Source organism: Synechococcus sp. CS-205 (assembly GCF_025128255.1).
Lineage (GTDB): Bacteria > Cyanobacteriota > Cyanobacteriia > PCC-6307 > Cyanobiaceae > Regnicoccus_A.
Genome location: NZ_JAHLZB010000024.1, coordinates 259,456 through 278,868, shown reverse-complemented (window position 1 = coordinate 278,868; position 19,413 = coordinate 259,456). Strand labels below are relative to the sequence as shown.

Below are 19,413 nucleotides of genomic sequence, written 5' to 3'. Positions count from 1 at the left end.
TCTGATCATTCGGCTGCGGGATAACTATCCCGCCTTTAAGTCATGGATGTCAGTCATCAGGCGGATCTGCACGTGCAGAGGATGAGCATGTGGCTTCTCAAGACAGCATGGGTAGTGGCAATATTTCGAGGTGCCCATAAGCATCCATGGATCAGAGGCCCAAAGTTTCACCGCGAGGCTTTCGAGGCTTCTCCCAAGAGTCCTTTGCAAGAAATTGCTCAAGATAATCCAGCGGACTTGCTCGCAGCGAAGAGCTCGAGATTATAATGAGCAGCAAGGCGAGTCCAAACAGGTTAATTGCAATCATAGATCCAAAGCCAATCAGAACCAGTGAAACGATTGACGCCCAACCTGGGAACACTTCGATCAACCCCGTAAATCGTATTAAGCCGGCAATAAATACTCCTATCAGCACCATACCCAAGCCCAGCAAGACAAACATCATAAGGCGTACGGCTATTTTATCTCCAAACACCGTGTAGGCGCGAAAGCCATGCAAGACCAGGGACGAATACCCTCCCATCCGCGATTCTCCGCTATAACGCTTGCGGCGATCAGACGAAATCTTCCTGAATGGCATCCTGGAGTGCAGAACGGAAGCCGCAATGTGGACAGTTGTTTCCGGCTTTCTTGTGAGAATCTTCAGCGCAGCTGGACGAAAACAAATAAAGTTACCATAGTCGATGGATGTACCGATAAGTAAAGACGAGAAGGACTTGTAGGCTTTATAGCCCATTCTAAACAGAAGCCTCTCCATTCTCACCCTCCTCCTGGCTACGCAAGCGAGAGAAGACGGGGAATCATTACTCAGGGTTTCGATCATTCTGATGATGTCAGATGGATTATCCTCACCATCTGCATCAATGGTCACGATGTATTGATAGTCATCAAGCTCAGGCAAGAGCCATGCCAAGCCAATAGCCAATGCCGCCTGGTGACCAAGATTTGCATTCAGTTCAAGCACTCGAAGATCCGTTTCACGTCTCTCCAGCTGGCTCCTGGCAAGCAACTCATCACTGATTTCAACCCAAGGAGAGTCATTGACAACAATCACTCTGAACCTGATGTTTCCTACAGCATTGGATAGACGATCCAGCTCCCTGACGAGCTCCAGGACGCAACGATAGTCATTAAATGATGGGGTAACGACAGCTACAGATATCATCGTTGGCATGAAAGCTTCATCGGTGTTGACTTACGGCACGATCGAAGGATTCATTGAAGCAACGATCACTGTGCTTCCTGATTCGAGCTGCGCGAGCAAGCTGTTGCCATGGGATTGATGATCTGATTGGCATGGCATGAGGACATCGTGACCGGCAACCATCAAGCAACCAAGGCAGCGTTGCCAATTTTACGCATTGTTATCATTGCAAACAATGCATCAGGACTGCCTTGCCAGAAATCTTATTGCCCATTGGCTCTCACAGTCATAACACGTTTGATCCAGAGTCTTTTCTTGTATTCATTGAGGGGATCATGCGTAGATTGAACGAGCAGCGAGCCTGGCCTACTTGAAGCCAAGAGATAAATGGGCATTGAACGATAAACATGCTAGACTGGTTTTGGGTTGAATATCTAACGCCTGTGATTCTATCAAGGCCTGAGCATCTCTTCACCAGGCGCACTCTTGTTTTAGCCACGCTTCTGGTTTGGCTTTTTGGATTTTACGCGTTTCGATCGGAAGTTTCATCTCTTCAGGGGTCTGGTTTTTTTCACTTCCCTTTCTGGGACGACTGGGATACACCCTTGAGCTTCTTGCAGAGTCTTGAAACAGCAAAGCCAGGAGAGATCTTCAAAGAACTCTTTGATCAACACAATGAGAGCCGCAAGGTGACGACCAAGCTGCTTACAGTTGTGATTGATCGATTTGCTGTCTTTCACTCAGACTTGACAATCAACATATCGTATTTCGTCAGGGCTATCACCGTCTTGATTGTATGCCTTCCTCTGTTGACGAGGTCATTATCAGGGCCCCTGGATTGGAGTGCGCGGCTGAGTGTCATAGCTTTTTCGACGAAGCTTTATGCCGTAGGTCCGGCGAATCTATACAATGGTCTTTGGTATGTTCAGACCAGTTTCTTCCTCGGCATCCTGTTCGCTTTCGGCTGCCTGTCTGCACTTACAGTTGCACTGTCTTTGAAGGGTGCGGCCCTCAGTAAGGAGAAGACATTTCAACAATCTCTTTCGATAGCGGCAGGGCTGATGGGAATTCTTTCCATCTTCTCATTTTCCGGAAATGTGCTGCTTTTACCTTGCTCAATCATAACGATATGGTTGATGGTCCCATCAACCAGTCTTCGGTCTTTGAGGCAGGTTGTACGCAGTTCTCCCAGCCTTGTTGTTCTTTCATGTCTTGTGCTTGCGACTATAGTCTTTTTCTTGGGTTACCAAAGTCCTGCGCACCACGCATCGCTAAGAGCTAACTTTATTGACCCGCGCTATATTATTGCATTTCTTTCAAACTTCTACAAGTATCAACCGAGTGTCTTATTCGTTTTGATGAATGCGGTAACGGGCGTAGCATTGGTTGCCATGGCTATGGCTGTCATCTGGAGAGCTACCAGAGCTGGAGGAAAGACTCCATCCTGGGAGTTTGTCCACTGCATCAGCCTGGTCTGCTTTCTGTTCGGCCTGGGTGCTGCGAGTTCAGTGGGTCGCGGTGGCACCCCGATTGGTTTCCGTGCAGCACTTGCCGATCGTTACAACAGCCTATCAATTCTTTTTGCTTCCATCGTTTGTGTTTGCATTGTCCTGACCCTTGGGACTATGCTTCGTGGGCGAGTGATGAGAGCTGGATCAGCAGCTAACCCCGTTCGCAAGTCTCTGCAGTCGACTGTAATTGCCTCAGTCGTTCTTCTGCTGGTCTTTGAGATGAATGGTTTAAGTGCCAATGCTGCCTGGAGACCATATATTATCGAGCAATTCTCAGGGCGACAACAAGCCGTCAACTGCATGAAAAAGTATGTTCGCGCTCAACCAGACCTTGTGGATTCAGAGCTTTCCAGTCTGAACCGCTCCTGTGCCGCAGCCCTTTACCCAAACCCTGACCACATTGCCAGTCGATTCAAGGGATCATGGTGCCGGACTCCTGTTGGTCTCCCATCAAGAACAATCAGAGAACTCTGCAATGATTTACGGGGTTGATCTTTCTCGCCTGCCCTTCCCCAGCCTGGCCGAACCAACACCGCTGAGCTGAAGCCCCAAGGTGGCTCCTTTAGAGCCAGACGTGCCGTCCATGACGGAAGCGAGGCTGGGGCTGGTTGTGGGTGTGCATGAGCACAACCTGGCTGAGCCATTCGCGGTCTTGGCTCGCCTATCACGCACGGCACAGGGGTTTCAGACGTGCCCGCCAGTGCTCCCACAGCGCCATCAGCACAGCCGAATCATCCAGGTCCGCGCGTGAATTCACCACCACGCTGCATTCCTGCTCACCTGGTGTGAGTGGTTCGGCAGAACGCTTCTGCTCCTGCTGGACGGTCAGGTTCGCATCGCTGGGATCGTCATCCAGCAGCCCGCGCCGCTCCAAGCGCTGCTGCAGCACGGCCTGATCGGCCTGCACAGTCAGGAACAGGCTGATCGCCCCGAGGCGCCGTGCCAGCTGCATGGCTCTCTCCCGGCTGGCGGCCCTCAGGTGTGTGGCATCCAGCAGCACCCAGGACCCCCTGGCCAGGCTGGCCTCGGCGGCGTCGAGCAGGGCAGCCTCGGTGCGTTGATCGCCGACAGGGCCGTAGAGCTGCCGTGCCTCCTGGAGTGATGGCCGCTGCAGGGGCTGCAGACCGTGCAGCCGTTTGCGGATCAGGTCGCTGCGGTGGAGGTCAGCCAGCAGCCAGGGGGTCAGGCGTTTGGCCAGATGGCTCTTGCCACTGCCGGAGAGGCCATGCAGGAGGATCAGGGCCGGGGGGCGCAGCCCCCTGAAGGCATAGGCCAGGGCCAGGCTGAGGTAGCGCCGGGCCATCGCCTCGGCGCCCTGGCGCTGGGACCGGGGGATCTCCGCCTCGCCGCTGGTGGCCGCTTCCACCTTGGCCCGCACATGGGCGCGGTAGGCACAGAAGAGCCCAAGCACGGCCGGCTCGATCGCCTGGCCGTAGCCCTTCAGCAAGGCTGGGATGCGAGCGGCGTGACCCGAGGCCTGCAGGTCCATCACCAGAAAGGCGAGGTCGGAGGCCCGATCCACCTGGCGCAGGTCGCCGTTGAACTCCACTCCATCGACCACGGCCAGCGCCGGCTCGAGCAGCACGTGCTCCAGCCGCAGGTCGCCGTGGCCATCCACGACCGCTCCCGCCGCCAGCCGCTGGCGCAGGACGTGGCGGGATCGGCGAAGGGCCAGGGCCAGGCCGCCGACGAGCAGCTCATGAACCCCCGCAGGAAACAGCTCAGGAACCGAGCGGCGGGTGGCGCGGACGTTGTTGCGCAGCACCGCCGCAAAGCGCCGGTCGGCGCCCTCGGCCAAGGCGGGGTCCAGCAGGTTCTGATCGTGGAAGCGGGCGATGCGCTCGCCCAGACGCTGCAGATCCGCTTCGCTGACCCGGCCGGCTGCCAGCCGGCTGGCGAGGGTGGCTCCGGCCTCGAAGCGACGCATCACCACCACGTGCTCCCTCCCCTCCAGCTCCGTGCCGAGGGCACCGACCCTGGCCCCGCCGTCTGCGAAGCGCAGCACCGGTGCCACCCCGAGGTAGAGATCAGGTGCCAGGCGGCTGTTGAGCCTGACTTCTTCGTGACACCAGTGCAGACGCCGCTCGGCACTGCCGTAATCGAGCAGACCCCAGAAGCGCAGGGGCTTCTTGAGCTTGTAGGCGCGCTGGCCGCTGAGGAAGACCACGCTGATATGGGTCTGAACCACCTTCACCCGGCGTTGCTCCACTGGAAGCTCCCCCCAGGCGTCGTCGGGATAGGCCTCGGCGCGGCTCAGGGCCCTGATCAGAACGGCCAGATCCAGCGGCGGTTCCGGGCCGGTGGGAGGAGCAGGGGTAGCCGATGTCACATCAGTTGGAAGCAATTGAACGCGGAGGCCATGGGCCGGCTCCGTACCTTGCCTGCTCGAGCAGTTTTCGTCCGTGACTCAGCATCGTCCCCCCCTGATTCGCTCCAGGGCGCTCGCCCTCGCCGGAGCGCTCGGCCTGGCCGTCCTCACAGGTTGCGCAGCCGCGAAGAAGTCAGACGGGGAAGTGAACATCTATTCCGGCCGCCACTACAACACCGACAAGGAGCTTTACAAGCAGTTCACGGCCGAGACCGGCATCAAGGTGAACCTGCTCGAGGGCAAGGACGACGAATTGATCGTGCGCCTCAAGAGCGAAGGGGAGAACAGCCCCGCTGATGTGCTGGTGCTGGTGGACGCCGCCCGGATTCAGCGTGCCCGCCAGGAGGAGCTGTTCCAGCCGATCAGCTCCGAGGCCCTCAACCGCGACGTGCCTGCCAACCTGCGGGATCCAGCCGGCAGCTGGTACGCCCTCACCCGCCGGGCCAGGCCGATCATGGTGAACCCTGCCCTGGTGGCCCCCTCCAGCCTGAACAGCTACGCCGATCTGGCCAAGCCGGAACTGAAGGGCAAGCTCTGCCTGCGCAACCGGGCCAGCGTCTATAACCAGTCACTGGTGGCCGACATCCTCCAGCAACAGGGAGCCGCCGCCACCAGAAGCTGGCTGGAGGGCCTGGTGGCCAATGTGAAGCCACCCTTCTTCACCAGCGACACCCCGATGCTGCGGGCGGTCGGCCGTGGTGAGTGCGGGGTGACCGTGGCCAACCAGTACTACCTGGCGCGCATGCTCTCCAGCGAGGCCAAACCCGGGGACAAAGCCCTGGCGCAGAAGATCAAGGTGGTGTTCCCATCCCCCACCCACGTGAACATCACCGCCGCCGGTGTCACCCGCCATGCCAGCAACCCCGAGGCGGCCACCCGGTTGATCGAATTTCTGGCCTCCCCGAGCTCAGGCAAGGGCTATGCGGCCGCCAACAATGAATACCCGCTGAAAGGCTTCGGGGAAAACCCGATCCTCAATGGCTTCGGCAACTTTCAGCCTTCGCCGGTCAGTGCGGATCAGCTGGCCAGCGGCAACCGAGAGGCCAGCGCGCTGATGGTGGAAACTGGCTGGAAGTGACCCTGCTCGCCCCACGCCCGCTCGCGCAGGTCAACCCCTCCAGCCGTCCGGCGCTCACCGCCGTGGTGGTGGTGATTGTTGTGCTGGCTCTGCTGCCGCTGGCTGCGCTGTTCGGCGATGCCGCCCTGCAGCCCTCGCTGCTGGGGGGTCTGGATCTGGGCTTCGATGGTGCGGATCAGATTCGCGGCACCCTGGTGCTGGTGCTGGGTGAGGGGGTCTGCGGTGCCGTGATGGGCACCGCCATCGGCTGGCTCACGGCGGCCTGCCGCTTTCCAGGTCGGCGCTGGTTGCGCATGGCCCAGTTGCTGCCGCTGGCCTTTCCGGCTTATCTGCTGGCAGCCAGCCTGATCGACTGGGGCAGCAGCCATGGCCTGCGCATCCACGGTCTGGGCTGGGCTGTGCTGCTGCTCGCTCTGGGCAACTACACCTATGTGTTTCTGCTGAGCACAGAAAGTTTCTCGATCACCGGTGGCCAGTTGCTGGAAGCCAGCCGCAGCCTGGGCGTGGGGCCCTGGCAGGCGTTCCGGCGGGTCGCGCTGCCCATCGCCCTGCCGGCGATCGGAGCCGGGGTGGCCCTGAGCGCGATGGAGGTGGTGAATGAACTGGGGGCTGTGCGGCTGCTGGGGGTTCCCAGCCTCTCGGCGGGCATCCTCGATCGCTGGCAAGTGGAAGGTGATCCCCGCGGGGCAGCGTTGCTCTCACTGATCGCCCTGGGGATCGTCGTGATCCTTGTGGCCGCCGAGCGTTCCCTGCGTCGGCGCAGTCGGCGCTGGAATCTGGGTTCCTCGAGCGGCGAGGCGCAGGCCTACGTGTTGCAGGGCTGGCGGGCGCTGCTGGCCCAGCTGGTGTCAGCCCTGCCACCCCTTCTGGTGCTGGTCATCCCACTGGTCTGGGTGACGGAAGGTTGGCGCAACCTGCTGGAGGAACCGCTGGGTGAGCAGCTGGTCCTGGCGGGCCGAAGCCTCGCCCTGGCGCTGGTGGCCACACTGCTCACCGGAGTGGCGGCCCTGCTGCTGGCGATCATCCGCCGCTGGAGCCCGCGTCTGGTGGTGCGGCAACTCAGTTTCCTGGCGGGGATGGGCTATGCCGTTCCGGGCAGCGTCCTGGCTCTGGGTCTGATGCTGCTGGGGGGTCCCTGGTTGCTCAGCCCACTGCTGCTTCTGCTCTGGGGCTATGGGGTGCGCTTCATGGCCGTGGCCAAGCAGGGCCTCGACGCCGGCCTGGAGCGGATACCTCCCAGCATCGATGAGTCGGCCACCAGTCTGGGTTGCAGCTGGACCCAGGTGCTGCGGCGGGTTCACCTGCCCCTGCTGCGCGGTCCGGTGCTGGTGGGCGGGTTGATGGTGTTCGTGGATGTGGTGAAGGAACTGCCGCTGACGCTCTCTCTGCGTCCGTTCGATTTCGACACCCTGGCCGTGCGTGTCTTCCAGTACGCCAGCGATGAGCGGGTGGGTGCGGCGATGGCCCCGGCCCTGATCATCATGGCCCTGGGGATGGTGGCCTCACTGGCCCTGATCCCCACCCTCGAGAGCCGCGACTGAGCCATCGCTGCAGCCGGGTTGCCGGCGTGGAGCGAGGCGGGCCAGACGGTTGGCCTGCAGGGGGCTGAAGTTGTCGTCACTCACCACCAGCAGTGTGGGACGTCCATCCGGCAGGGGAGGCCCCAAAGCCAGTCCCTCCCAGTTGTCGGGGGGAAGTCCCGTGGCCAGCAGATCCCAGCGCATGAGTGGAAGCTGCACCGAAGCGGCCGCTCCCGGGGAAGGCAGCTGCAGCAGCTGGGCCCACCAGCGGGAGGGGGGCTCAAAGCCTCGCACCAGTCCGAGCAGACCACCGCTCGGAAGGGCGAGAAGCTCGGTGAGCCCCCAGTGAGCACCCGGCAGAGACAGGCGCAGAGCCCCCGCCGGGCGGAAGCCATCGGGTCCGTGCCTGAGCAGGCGCAGCTGATCGGGGGGGTCCTGAAGCAAGGGGCGCTCCGCCGCCAGCAGCAGGACCAGGGGAGCGCCTGACAGGCGTGTGAGCGATTCCGGGCCCTGGTTGGCGCCGAGGCCCTGGCCAGGGGCTGCCCTCCAGGCCGGAGGCAGAGGCAGGGCCTGACGCAGCCGGCCACTGCCACGATCGAAACGGAGCAGCTGAGCGGGCCGATCAGCGCTGCGACGCTCCTCGCTCACGATCCAGGCGTCGGCACCATCAATCACCAGGCCTTCGCCGTCCAGGGGCGCCGGGAAGCGATCGCCTGCGCTGGAGCGCAGGGGCAGACGATCACCGATACGCAGAGGACGTCGGCCGAGGCTGGCCACGTCCCAGATGGGCAGCAGTTCGGGCACCGCGCGGTCGCTGAGCAACCAGAGGCGCCCATTGTGGGGATCGGTGGCCACGGCGGAGAACCCCCCCAGGCGTCGTCCACGGACTCCCTGGGACGGAAGGACGCCGTGGGCCACCAGCTCCCAGCCGGCCGTGAGCGGGCAGGGCAGGAGCGGGGGTGGTGGCGGGGCCGGCGTGGGCAGTGGGATCAGGCGGCGGCCAGGGGAGCGGATTCCACCAGGGAAGGCGCGAGGCGCAGGCCGGGTTCGCCCGCAGGGGCTTCCAGAAGCTGGGCCTGGCGGATCCTGGAGATCAATCGGGTGGTGGTGACACGGGTGGTGCCGATCAACTCACCGATGCGCTCGTGGGTGAGGCGGAAGGGCAAATCACACCAGGGTCCGCAGCGTCGCCCGAGACGACGCACCAGCAGTCCGAACAGGGCATGAAGCCGCTGCTCCGCTGAGCCGAGATGGCGGATCCGCAGCAGCTGCAAGGTCCATTCGTTCACCGCATCGAAGCCGGTCTCACCGGCCGGCTCCACCTCCGAGCGGAAGCTGAGCGGAGTGAGGGCCTCCACACAGACCCCTTCACTGCAGAGTCGATCGGTGCGGAGCTGATCACCAGGCTGGAGGAAAGCGAGAGTCATGCTCTCGGTCTCCTCGCAGGGGCAGTAGACGCGGGCGATGCCTTCCAGCACCTCGATGGAACTGCCACCGGGGCGGCGGGTGGGGTCAAGCAGCACGGTCTGGCCGGCCGGCATCCGCACGCAGGAGAGGGGCTGCTCGGGCAGGAAACGGAAGCTCACGGAACAGACGCTATTGCGAATGACTCGCAATCTAATCAGTGCAGGCCCCTTTTTGCAATCTGTTCTCAATAACTCCCATTGTTGAAAGCCCCGGCCCGGGCGCCGCCCGTCGTGGAAGCGTCTCAGGGATGTGCCTTTTCACGCCTGCAGTCGTGCCCCCTGCGGCGCCGGCCTGCCTCGGCTGGGCCCAGCCTCGGGTCGTTGCCGCACCACTGCGATGCTCAGGCTCCACGGCGATCGCGCCACCCTTCTCGCCGCTCTCACTGCCCACGGGGCCAACCACCCCCCGCTCAGGCGGGTTCGCCGGCGGCGCAGCGAGGACACAAAGCCCTCACGTTGAGCACGCACTCGATCAGGCGGAAGCCGAGACTGCTGGCGGCCTGGCGGCCTTCCGCCAGCACCACGGCGCTCTCGAACTCCTCGGTGCGCCCGCAACCCACACAGACCAGGTGATGGTGATCGCGGTGGGCATCACTGGCCAGCTCGAAGCGACGCCCCCCTTCGGGCAATTCCAGTTCCCGCAGCAGCTCCATCGAACTGAGCAACCGCAGGGTGCGGTACACGGTGGCCAGAGACACCCGCTCGTCCGCACGCAGGAGGCGCTGATGGACTTCCTCGGCGCTGAGGTGACTGCCTTCACCGATCCGCTCGAACAGCGTGAGCACCTTCTGCCGCTGGGGTGTGAGCCGCTGGCCTCTCCCATGCAGGCTGGAGCGCAGTTCCGTGGCCGGACTTGTGCTGGCAGGAAGGGTGGCGGCTGAGGCGGAGCGGGGCCGCGACCCTGCCGGCAATCGGGATGGCACCGGATCACCCCGTACGTCAGGGAGATCCTAGCCTGCAATTCTCAACAGGTCCTTCAATTGCGAACTAGCTGATCAGACGTTGTGCTGCTCAGGTCGGGCGCCATGGACGTGCTGACGATCGATGGCCTGATCCAGCCGGGCTGTCAGGGCACCCAGCAGATCAGCGGCGGTGACCACCAGGCGGTAGCTGAGCGCCACGGCCAGCAGGGGCGCTTCCGCCAGCTGACCCCCGAGCTGAAGCAGAAGCACCGCCTCGAACACCCCAAGTCCCCCTGGGGCGCCCGGCACCACCAGTCCCGCCGTCCAGGCCAGACAGAAGCCCAGCAGCCAGCCGCCCCAGGCCAGGGAAAGCTGCTGATCGAACGCCAGCACGCAGGCGGCAAATCCCGCAAAGCGAAAGACGACGAACAGGGCCTGAGCCAGCAACGGCACAAGCGGATAACCGGGCAGCAGAAACCCGCCTGAGCCAGGGAGCGCAGGCTCAGTTTCACTTCGTTGGGCCCGCGCGAGTTGCCGCTCGCGGGAGCGCTCCAGACGCTGCAGAAGCGGCTGGAACCAGCGTGGCGCGAGGACCAGCAGCGGCAGCAGGCCCAACAGGGGCCAGCCCACCCTCCAACCCGCCACAGCGGCGATCGCCAGGGCGGCACTGGCCGCCAGCAGCGGATCCAGGAGGGTTGCCGCCAGGGCCAGGGGGGTGCCCACCGGGCTGGCCTGACCGACGAGCAGTGGCTCGCCCAGGCCGAGCAGGCGCACGCGCGCCGCCAGGTGCCAGATGCCCCCCGGCAGGTACTTGAGCAGGTTGGTGCTCAGGTACTCCCTCACACTCAGACCCCAGCGGGGCCGAAGCCTGAACCAGCGCAGCCCCACCGCCCAGGCCAGGCCGTTGATCACCAGGCTGAGCAGACTCAGCCCCACCCCGATCAGCAGCCAGAGCCAGCCCTGGGAATCAGGGCGCTGGGCCAGCAGCTGCTCGCCATTCCCCTTGAGAGCTGCCAGCAGAAAGCCGAGGCTCAACAGTGTCACCCAGAGGCGGGCGCCCCCGGGGAGAGGCGGCAGCCGCCAGGACACCCGCTTCAGGCCTGCTGCAAGGGACTGCGCCCGGGTGATCAGCAATGACCACAGCTGCGGGGGGGAGGGCATCAGCCACTCTCGGGTGGGGCGAGGGCATTGTCCTTCGCCAGGGCGTCATCCACTGCCATGCGCACCTGAGCGAGGCTGAGGCCATGGCGGCGGGCAAGGGCCGCCAGGTCGTCGTGCTCGGCTTTGTAGCGGGGTGGGCCGCCGGGCGCGCCGGCCTGCTTGAGGCGAACCATCCCCAGATCGGTGCTGAGGCTGAGCGTGCGGCGAGGCAGGGCCCAGCGATGCTGCAGCTGTTCGCGCACACCCAGGCTGGTGCCATGGCGCCACCACACCTCCCGCAGAGCACCGGCCTGATCCGGCCAAGCCAGCGCGGTGAGCAACACCCCCAGACGGCCCTTCTTCATCTGAATGGCGGCAGTGAACACCTCGAGAGCTCCAGCGCGGCGAAGCTCCTCCACCACGAAGGCGAGGTCTTCGGGGGTGGCGTCATCAATCTGAGCCTGCTGCTGCAGCACCGTTTCCAGCGCAGGCCCGCTGCGTGAATCACTTTCAGGGGAAGGTGTCGCGAGCCAGAGCCGCAGCAGGTTCGGGCGATCCAGCTCCCGATGGCCCAGGCCGATCCCCACCTGTGAGGGCACCAGGGCCGGAGCCACTCCGAAGCGATCGGCCCAGCAGGCCATCAGGGCCAGCCCCGTGGGTGTGGTGAGCTCCCCGGGAGGGAAACCCTCGGCGCTCGCCAGGGGAACGAGACAACGGCGGGCCAGCTCCAGCACCGCCGGCGCCGGCAGGGGCAGCCGGCCATGGGCTGTGTCCACGCTGCCATGGCCGGCAGGGGGAGACCCGCAGATCAGCCGGTCCACCTGAAAGTGCAGGAGGCCGGCGCAGACCCCCACCACATCCACCAGGGCATCGAGAGCACCCACCTCATGGAAGTGCACCTGCTCCGGTGCATGGCCATGCACCGCCCCCTCCACCTCCGCCAGCAGGCTGAAGACCGCCAGCACCCGCTCGCGCAGGGGCGGCTCGAGCGCGCTGGTGGCGATGGTCTGGCGCAGGCTGCCCCAGGAGCGGTGGGGAGGATCGGCCTCGAGGGTCTCCACCGTGAGCCGCCGCCCACGCAGGCCGCCGCTGCGGCCGTCCTGGTGGTGAAGGCGATAGCGGCCCTCCAGCCCCAGCTGGGCCAGGGGCCGATGGATCGCCGGCTCAGGCAACCCCAGATCCAGCAGGGCGGCCAGGAGCATGTCGCCGGCCAGGCCGGTGGGGCAATCCAGAAAGGCCAGCACCATGGAACTCAGGCAGCGCTCCGAAGCAGCCGGGGGGCCGCCTGCAGAAGCTCCTCGGCGCGGGCCACCAGTTCCGGCTGGCGGCGGCGCAGCAGTTGCTCCACCTCGCGGCGGGCGCGCCGCTGTTCCCGCTGGGCGGTGTCGACATCGAAGCCGGAGAGACCCCAGAGGCGACCCAGGAGAGCGCGATCGTCGGCGCCACCGCGGGCCTGCTCGTAGAGGAGACGCTCAGCGAGCATCCCGGCCTGGAGCACCCGGCTCCAGCGGCGAAGATCCTCCGGGGGCAGCTTGGCGTGCTCGGGGGGCTCGAATTCGGTGCTGCCGCTGGCGCCGATGCCGGCACGCAGGCAGGCCAGGCTGCCCACCAGAACCTGCTTCACGGGCAGCCCTTCCTGCTCGGCCACCAGGGCATGGCCAGCCTCGTGGATGGCGATGCGGCGCAAGCGCCAGAGACCACCGGGGAGGGTTTCCGCCAGAAGATGGCCGCCCCGGCCACCGAACCGGGCCGCGTCGACGGTGAGACCAGTGAGACCTCCTCCGGCGGCCAGGGCCACCAGCCAGGGCGACAACCCCAGGACAGGACCGAGCACGGCCAGCAGGGTGCCCCCGGCCACCACGGCTCCCACCCGCAGAGCCGTGGATGAGCCATCACCGAGCTGGGGTCGCGGCTCCATCTCAGCGGCCGGGGCGGCTCACGGCGCTGCGGTGTCCGCCCCTGGCGCCACCGCTGCCTCCCCGCTCCGGGCGTCCCTTGCCGCCGCGGTTGCCGCGCTGGGCCACAGGAGCGATCACCTCATAGCGCTCGACATGCAGCTCCTCCCCGATTCTTCGCAGGTCCAGCGCGACGAAGTGACGGAGATGCTCCAGAGGAACCTCGCCGCGCAGGGGCAATTTGAATGGCTGGGGCCGGTTGCCATCCGGACGGGGCCGTTGGCGCACCTTCACCACCAGCTCCTGGGAGTCCGGGCGGGTGTAGATGAGCTCACCCCGCACCGAGAAGTAGTCGTCGCCTTCGGGGAGGCCATCGTCGGGGGAGGGCTCAGCGGCGGGAGGCTCAGAAGCAGAGCTCGATTCCGGTTCCGGTTCCGGTTCCGCCTCGCTGAGGGTGCTCGGCTCCCACACTCCCACCATCTGGAGATGGAGGGAGCCGGGTTCACGGCAGCGTGGGTAGACCACCCAGAGGTGGGAGCGCTCCAGGTCGAGGTGACGGCGCACCAGGCTGAGCACCCGGCCGAGCACAACGGCGTCGATCTCGGTGCCGTCGTCGGTTCGGATCAGACCGCGGGTGAGCTGCTCGGGGTCGCTGGGCACGTACTGACCACGCACCACGCCGATGGCCCGGTACTGGAGCGGTTCGGTGACCGGGGAAATGGGATGGTGACGCATTGTCGGTGGGGGCAACCAATGGCCCGGAACGCAATCTAGCCAGGGCCCCAGGAGCCAGACTTGCTGGAACCGGCTCCGGATCCATGCCATCCCGCCCCTCCGCCGCAGCCGTGAGCTCCCGATCAAGGCCCTGGCTGTTGGCGCTGGGAGCCGTGGCCCTCACCATGGCCTCGCTTCTGACGGGCTGGTGGTTGGGACAGCGCAGCCCGGAACAAAAGCCTGTGGATCGCTCCCGACTGGAGCTGGAGCAGCAGGCGATCCGGCTGCAGGCAGAGGTGAATCGGGGGCAGGCCAGCGAGGGCCAGCAGCAACGGCTGTTGCAGCTTTTGCTGGCCCTCGACGACAAGGCGGAGGCCACAGCGCTGCTGGAGCGCATGGCCGACCAGCAGCCCCAGCGGTGGAGCCTGCGCCTGATGCTGGCGGAACTGCGCCGTGACCAGAAGGACCCCACGGGCGCTGAACGGGAGGTGCGCCAGCTTCTGAACCTCAGACCGGAGCTGCTCGAGGCCTTGCAGCTGATGGCCCTGATCCAGCTGGAGCAGGGCCGTGGTGCCGAGGCCGAGGCCCTGCTCACCAAGGCCTACCAACAGGCCAGCCGAAAAAAGGCGAAGGAGCAGACCCTGGCGATCGGGCTGCTGCTGGCCGACCTGCACCAGCGCCGCGGACAGCTCAAGGCCGCCGAGGGCCTCTACAGGCAACTGAGCGCCACAGACCCGGAGGATCCCAGACCGTTGCTCGGCCAGGCCCTGATGCGACAGCAGCAGGGGCAGACCCGTCAGGCCCTGGAGTTGCTCGATCGAGCCCGGCGCCTCAAGCCCAATCAGCCGGATCCACGCCTTGATGAGGTGGCAGCCGCCTGGGGGCTGGAGCCATTGCGGCGTGCCAAGGGGGGGAAGCCGCCTAAGGAGGCGTCACCAAGGGCCCAGCCGGCCCAGGGGCAGGAGCCGCCTGGACCTCCAGGTCCTTGAGGGCCTGATCGATGGCATCGCCGGGCTGGGTGGCGTTGTCGAGGGCGCTGTTGCGCCGCAGTTTGTTCATCAGCTCCATCGGATTGCCCGATTCGAGGATCCCGCCGGTGGGTCGGCCTGTGGGGCTGTTGTCGTAGATCTGCTTCTCCTGGACCGATTGCCCGAAGGAGCTGAGCTGGGCCTGGGCGGTGGGGGGGAGCAGAGGTAGGGCGAGCAGGGTGAAGGCCGCAAGGGCCAGGGGACGGGCCATGGCAGGCGTGCGACGGGACAGGATGATGCCTCAATGCTAAGGGTCACCGATGGTGGCTGATTGGACGGGATGCGGATCGCCACCTGGAACGTGAACTCCGTGCGCAGCCGGCTGGAGCAGGTGGTGGCCTGGCTGGAGCGTGAAGGCCCCGACGTGCTCTGCCTGCAGGAAACCAAGGTTGAGGATGCGGCCTTCCCCGCCGAGGCATTCACCGCCCTGGGCTACACCGCCGTGATCAGCGGCCAGAAGGCTTACAACGGAGTGGCGATCCTCAGCCGCCTGCCGCTTGAGGATGTGCGCATCGGCTTTGACGCGCTCCTGCCCGATGGCCCGGCGCTGGCCCTGAGCGAGCAGAAACGGGTGATCAGCGCCTTGATCGAGGGGGTGCGCGTGCTCAACCTCTATGTGCCCAACGGTTCGTCGTTGCGCTCGGAGAAGTACACCTACAAATTGGAATGGCTGGCCTGCCTGCGTCGCTATCTGGAAGCCCAGGACGGCGACGGCGATCCCCTCTGCATGGTGGGCGATTTCAACATCGCCCTGGAAGACCGCGACATCCATGACCCCTCACGGCTCAGCGGCGGGATCATGGCCAGCGAGGCGGAGCGGCAGGCCCTCCGCCTGGCCCTGGACGAACGCCTGAGCGACGTGTTCCGGATCTTCGAGCCGGAACCGGGCCACTGGAGCTGGTGGGACTACCGCAGCGGAGCCTGGGACCGCGACAGCGGTTGGCGGATCGATCACATCTATGTATGTGAGGAGCTGCTGGAGCGGGCCACCGGCTGCCTGATCCACAAATCGGTTCGCGCCAACGAGAAGCCCAGTGACCACGCCCCGGTGGTGGTGCAGCTGCAATGGCCGCCGGAGGACGGGGACGAGGTTCCTTGGTGAGAATCAGAGCAGGGCTGGAAGCCGAGCAGGATCCTGGTGCTCAAGGGAGGGGTTGGAGCTGTCTTTCAAGGAGAGCTGCACGGTGACACCCGGCGGCAACTCCGGCCAGAGGATCCCCACATCAGGGTCGCTCCAGAGAATGCCCTGTTCTGACTCAGGGTGATAATAATTGGAGCAGAGATAACAGAAGTCGGCCAGCTCCGAAAGCACCAGGAAACCGTGGGCGAAACCAGGTGGCACCCAGAGCTGGTGGTGATTCACGTCATCCAGAATCGCTCCGACCCACTGGCCGAAGCTCGGCGATCCACGACGCACATCCACCGCCACATCGAACACCGAACCCCGGGAGCAACGCACAAGCTTCCCCTGGGGTTGCATCAGCTGATAGTGCAGTCCGCGCAGAACACCACAACCTGAGCGTGACTGATTGTGCTGCACCAGGGGCGGAATGCCCGCCTCGTTGAGAACAGTCTGCCTGGCCGTTTCCACAAAGAAGCCACGCTCATCGCCGAACACCTTCGGGACGAACAGGAGAACGTCGGGAATCGACTGGGGAACGATCTGCATCAGATGAAACGGGGTTGAACGGTCAGGCGAGCCGCGACGCGTACTGGGACTCCAGGTAACTGGCGTACTCCTCGGAGAGAAGCGGCTGCCACCAGGAACGGTGGCTGAGATACCACTGCACTGTGCGGCGGAGGCCCTCCTGCACCGTCACCTGGGGCTGCCAGCCCAGTTCCTCCCGGATGCGGGTGGCGTCGATGGCATAACGCCGGTCATGGCCGGGGCGATCGGCCACGAAACGGATCAGCTCGCGGCTGGGACGCACAGGTAGTTCCGGAGCCTGCTCATCCATCAGATCACAGAGCATCCGCACCAGATCAAGGTTGGCCACCTCGTTGCAGCCACCGATGCAGTAGGTACGACCAGGTTCCCCGGCCAGCAGGATGCGCTCGAGGGCGCGGCAATGATCCTGCACGTAGAGCCAGTCACGCACATTGCTGCCATCGCCGTAGACGGGGATCGGTCGGCCCAGCAGGATGTTGATCAGGGTGAGAGGAATCAGCTTCTCGGGAAAGTGAAAAGGCCCGTAATTGTTGGAGCAGTTGCTCACCAGAACGGGGAGCCCATAGGTGTGCTGCCAGGCCCGGGCCAGGTGGTCGCTGGAGGCCTTGCTGGCGGCATAGGGGGAGCGGGGGCTGTAGGGGGTGGTCTCAGAGAATGGGGGATCACCCGGCTCGAGGCTGCCGTAGACCTCGTCGGTGCTCACGTGCAGGAAGCGCCACACGTCGGGAGAACCTGCGGCCTGCCAGTGGGCACGGAACGCTTCCAGCAGCGTGAAGGTGCCGGTGACATTGGTGCTGAGAAAGGCTCCAGGCCCGGTGATTGAACGGTCCACATGGGACTCGGCGGCCAGATGGGCAACATGGGTGATGGCCTGCTCAGCCAGGAGGTCGTCCACCAGTGGTCGATCGCCGATATCACCATGCACGAAGCTGATGCGCCCGGCCTCGATCTGGGGCGCGATCGTGGCCCGGTTGCCGGCGTAGGTGAGGGCATCGAGCACGACGATCCGATCGTCGGGGTGGGCAGCGGCCCAGTGGTGGACAAGATTGGCGGCGATGAAACCAGCTCCGCCGGTGATCAGGAGATGACGAGGGATCGGAGGCATCAGGCTGTGGTGGTGGTGGAACTGGCCCAGGCCTGGAGACAGGAATGGAGGTCACGGTGCCAGTCGGGCATGGGGTATCCGAAGTCCCGGAGAAAGGCGGAGCCGTCCAGTCGGGAATTGGCGGGGCGTTCGGCCGGGGTTGGATAGGCGCTGGTGGAAATCGGGGTGAGTTCCGGGGCTCGCTCCAGCAAACCGAGTGTCACGGCCTGCGCGAAGATCTCGGTGGCAAATCCATACCAGCTCACGGCCGGAACCCCCGCCAGGTGGTAGGTGCCCCAGGGAAAAGGAGCTGCGGCGTTCAGGGGTGAACGGTCGGTGATCGCCAGCTCGAGAAGGTCCAGCAGGGTGGTCGCTATCGCCTCAGCGCTGGTGGGACCACCGATCTGATCAGCAACGATGGAAAGGGCAGAGCGCTCGCGCCCCAGCCGCAGCATGGTGCGCACGAAGTTGGCGCCCTCCTGGCCGAAGACCCAGCTCACCCGCAGCAGCAGATGGCGGCCGCCAGCCTCACGCAGGGCCCGTTCGCCGGCCAGCTTGCTGGCGCCATAGACGCCCAGGGGGCCGGTGGGATCATCCTCCTGCCAGGGGGCCTCGCCGCTGCCATCGAAGACGTAGTCGGTGGAGAGATGGAACAGCGGAATGGCGTGGGTGGCGCAGACCCGGGCCAGGACACCGACGGCTCCGGCGTTGACCGCATGGGCCAGCGCCGCCTCACTTTCGGCCCGATCAACGGCGGTGTAAGCCGCCGCGTTGATCACCAGGGCAGGGCCGTGCTCGCCGACCAGGGCATCGAGCTGCTGGGCCAGGTCCTCGACCGGGGTCGAGAGATCGAGGGACGGACGACCGACGGCGATCAGCGGACGCCCAGGGAGCCGGCTGGGCGCCAGCCGCCGCAGGGCGCAGGCCACCTGGCCCTGGTGTCCGATCACGAGCACGGGTGCAGACCCGTTGGTCGTGGTCATGGGGTGGGGCCCTCCAGGAGGAGATTTTCCAGGTAAGCGCCATAACCTGACTTGCGCAGGGGGACCGCCAGGGTCTCCAGCTCCGCGTCCGTGATCCAGCCCAGGCGCCAGGCCACCTCCTCGGGGCAACCGATCTTGAGCCCCTGGCGGTGCTCGAGGGTGCGGATGTAGCTGCCGGCTTCATGGAGGGAGTCGCAGGTGCCGGTGTCGAGCCAGGCCATGCCGCGACCGAGCAGCTCAACGCGCAGGTCGCCGCGATCGAGGTAGAGCTGATTGAGGGTTGTGATCTCCAGTTCGCCGCGGGGGGACGGCCGCACCTTTCGGGCCAGCTCCACCACATCGGCGTCATAGAAGTAAAGCCCCGTCAGGGCGTAGTTGGAGGCGGGCCGCTCGGGCTTCTCCTCGAGCGACACCACCCGCCGCTGCTCATCGAAGCCCACCACGCCGTAGCGCTGGGGATCAGCCACGCGGTAGGCGAACACCGAGGCGCCACTGGAGCGGACGTTTGCGGCCTGCAGGTTGCGCGAGAGATCATCTCCATAGAAGAGGTTGTCGCCGAGGACCAGCGCCGCGGGTCGGCCGGCGAGGAACTCGGCGCCGATCAGGAAAGCCTGGGCCAGGCCATCGGGGCTGGGTTGCTCGGCGTAGGAGAGCGAGATCCCCCAGGCGGACCCATCGCCGAGGAGATCCCTGAACTGGGGCAGGTCGCGAGGGGTGGAGATCACCAGGATCTCGCGCAGGCCCGCCAGCATCAGGGTGCTGAGCGGGTAGTAGATCATTGGTTTGTCGTAGACGGGCAGCAACTGCTTGCTCACCGCCTGGGTGATCGGGTGCAGGCGAGTCCCGGAACCCCCCGCCAGGATGATCCCGCGGCGATCGGGTGGGCCGTCAGACATTGGTGACATGGCAGC

At 64.8% G+C, this 19,413-nt stretch carries 19 protein-coding genes; 5 read left to right on the top strand and 14 right to left on the bottom strand.

The genetic code is table 11. The features are described 5' to 3' along the window. Nucleotides 1-151: 151 nt before the first annotated feature. Entirely contained in the window at nucleotides 152-1,174 is a 1,023-nt protein-coding gene (locus KQ297_RS06630; RefSeq protein WP_259738701.1) for a glycosyltransferase, read from the bottom strand. 377 nt (nucleotides 1,175-1,551) lie between these two features. On the opposite strand from KQ297_RS06630, the gene KQ297_RS06625 reads away from it, so the two are divergent. After that, nucleotides 1,552-3,147: a hypothetical protein gene (locus tag KQ297_RS06625; RefSeq protein ID WP_259738700.1), complete on the top strand. Its 1,596-nt coding sequence runs from the start codon at nucleotides 1,552-1,554 to the stop codon at nucleotides 3,145-3,147. A 172-nt stretch (nucleotides 3,148-3,319) separates the two neighbouring features. Here KQ297_RS06625 and KQ297_RS06620 read toward each other — a convergent pair whose 3' ends face one another. Further along, nucleotides 3,320-4,984, bottom strand: a complete 1,665-nt coding sequence (locus KQ297_RS06620; RefSeq protein ID WP_259738699.1) for a bifunctional aminoglycoside phosphotransferase/ATP-binding protein — start codon at nucleotides 4,982-4,984, stop codon at nucleotides 3,320-3,322. Between the two features lie 73 nt (nucleotides 4,985-5,057). On the opposite strand from KQ297_RS06620, the gene KQ297_RS06615 reads away from it, so the two are divergent. Together KQ297_RS06615 and KQ297_RS06610 are read left to right on the top strand one after the other, a co-directional pair. Further along, on the top strand, nucleotides 5,058-6,101 hold the full coding sequence (locus tag KQ297_RS06615; RefSeq protein ID WP_259738698.1) for an extracellular solute-binding protein: 1,044 nt from the start codon (nucleotides 5,058-5,060) through the stop codon (nucleotides 6,099-6,101). Further along, nucleotides 6,098-7,642, top strand: a complete 1,545-nt coding sequence (locus KQ297_RS06610; RefSeq protein WP_259738697.1) for an iron ABC transporter permease — start codon at nucleotides 6,098-6,100, stop codon at nucleotides 7,640-7,642. Before KQ297_RS06615 ends, KQ297_RS06610 begins: the two co-directional genes overlap by 4 nt. Here the strand turns inward: KQ297_RS06610 and KQ297_RS06605 are convergent. The 7 genes from KQ297_RS06605 to KQ297_RS06575 all read right to left on the bottom strand — a co-directional run bounded on the left by KQ297_RS06605 (nucleotide 7,604) and on the right by KQ297_RS06575 (nucleotide 13,759). Next, complete coding sequence (locus KQ297_RS06605) at nucleotides 7,604-8,539, bottom strand: esterase-like activity of phytase family protein (protein WP_259738696.1); 936 nt, start codon at nucleotides 8,537-8,539, stop codon at nucleotides 7,604-7,606. The two genes, KQ297_RS06610 and KQ297_RS06605, sit on opposite strands and share 39 nt — an antisense overlap. A 71-nt stretch (nucleotides 8,540-8,610) precedes the next feature. Further along, on the bottom strand, nucleotides 8,611-9,207 hold the full coding sequence (locus KQ297_RS06600) for a Crp/Fnr family transcriptional regulator (protein WP_259738695.1): 597 nt from the start codon (nucleotides 9,205-9,207) through the stop codon (nucleotides 8,611-8,613). Nucleotides 9,208-9,497: 290 nt separating this feature from the next. After that, nucleotides 9,498-10,010 (bottom strand): Fur family transcriptional regulator, encoded by a 513-nt coding sequence (locus KQ297_RS06595; protein WP_399251346.1) that lies wholly within the window; start codon nucleotides 10,008-10,010, stop codon nucleotides 9,498-9,500. A gap of 72 nt (nucleotides 10,011-10,082) precedes the next feature. Then, a complete protein-coding gene (locus tag KQ297_RS06590) occupies nucleotides 10,083-11,150 on the bottom strand; it encodes a flippase-like domain-containing protein (protein ID WP_259738694.1) in 1,068 nt (355 codons plus the stop codon). Then, nucleotides 11,150-12,376, bottom strand: coding sequence for a LarC family nickel insertion protein (locus tag KQ297_RS06585; protein ID WP_259738693.1), 1,227 nt, complete (start codon nucleotides 12,374-12,376; stop codon nucleotides 11,150-11,152). The genes KQ297_RS06590 and KQ297_RS06585 overlap by 1 nt, the downstream gene beginning before the upstream one ends. 5 nt (nucleotides 12,377-12,381) lie before the next feature. Beyond that, a complete protein-coding gene (locus KQ297_RS06580) occupies nucleotides 12,382-13,047 on the bottom strand; it encodes a hypothetical protein (protein ID WP_259738692.1) in 666 nt (221 codons plus the stop codon). Between the two features lies 1 nt (nucleotide 13,048). Continuing rightward, nucleotides 13,049-13,759: a hypothetical protein gene (locus KQ297_RS06575; RefSeq protein WP_259738691.1), complete on the bottom strand. Its 711-nt coding sequence runs from the start codon at nucleotides 13,757-13,759 to the stop codon at nucleotides 13,049-13,051. An 83-nt stretch (nucleotides 13,760-13,842) separates the two neighbouring features. On the opposite strand from KQ297_RS06575, the gene KQ297_RS06570 reads away from it, so the two are divergent. Next, a complete protein-coding gene (locus KQ297_RS06570) occupies nucleotides 13,843-14,727 on the top strand; it encodes a lipopolysaccharide assembly protein LapB (protein WP_259738690.1) in 885 nt (294 codons plus the stop codon). On the opposite strand, the gene KQ297_RS06565 is transcribed toward KQ297_RS06570, so the two are convergent. Beyond that, nucleotides 14,660-14,977, bottom strand: coding sequence for a hypothetical protein (locus KQ297_RS06565; protein ID WP_259738689.1), 318 nt, complete (start codon nucleotides 14,975-14,977; stop codon nucleotides 14,660-14,662). The two genes, KQ297_RS06570 and KQ297_RS06565, sit on opposite strands and share 68 nt — an antisense overlap. 69 nt (nucleotides 14,978-15,046) lie before the next feature. Between KQ297_RS06565 and xth the strand changes: the two genes are divergently transcribed. Then, nucleotides 15,047-15,868 carry an exodeoxyribonuclease III gene (gene xth, locus KQ297_RS06560; RefSeq protein ID WP_259738688.1) on the top strand — a complete coding sequence of 274 codons (822 nt, stop codon included), beginning with the start codon at nucleotides 15,047-15,049 and terminating at the stop codon, nucleotides 15,866-15,868. A 3-nt stretch (nucleotides 15,869-15,871) separates the two neighbouring features. Here the strand turns inward: xth and rfbC are convergent, their stop codons facing one another. The 4 genes from rfbC to rfbA are packed head-to-tail and all read right to left on the bottom strand — an operon-like array spanning nucleotide 15,872 to nucleotide 19,407. Beyond that, entirely contained in the window at nucleotides 15,872-16,435 is a 564-nt protein-coding gene (rfbC, locus tag KQ297_RS06555) for a dTDP-4-dehydrorhamnose 3,5-epimerase (protein ID WP_259738687.1), read from the bottom strand. A gap of 22 nt (nucleotides 16,436-16,457) precedes the next feature. Continuing rightward, on the bottom strand, nucleotides 16,458-17,540 hold the full coding sequence (gene rfbB / locus KQ297_RS06550; RefSeq protein ID WP_259738686.1) for a dTDP-glucose 4,6-dehydratase: 1,083 nt from the start codon (nucleotides 17,538-17,540) through the stop codon (nucleotides 16,458-16,460). Continuing rightward, a complete protein-coding gene (gene rfbD, locus KQ297_RS06545) occupies nucleotides 17,540-18,502 on the bottom strand; it encodes a dTDP-4-dehydrorhamnose reductase (RefSeq protein ID WP_259738685.1) in 963 nt (320 codons plus the stop codon). The genes rfbB and rfbD overlap by 1 nt, the downstream gene beginning before the upstream one ends. Continuing rightward, nucleotides 18,499-19,407 carry a glucose-1-phosphate thymidylyltransferase RfbA gene (gene rfbA, locus KQ297_RS06540; protein WP_259738684.1) on the bottom strand — a complete coding sequence of 303 codons (909 nt, stop codon included), beginning with the start codon at nucleotides 19,405-19,407 and terminating at the stop codon, nucleotides 18,499-18,501. Before rfbA ends, rfbD begins: the two co-directional genes overlap by 4 nt. Nucleotides 19,408-19,413 lie beyond the last annotated feature (6 nt).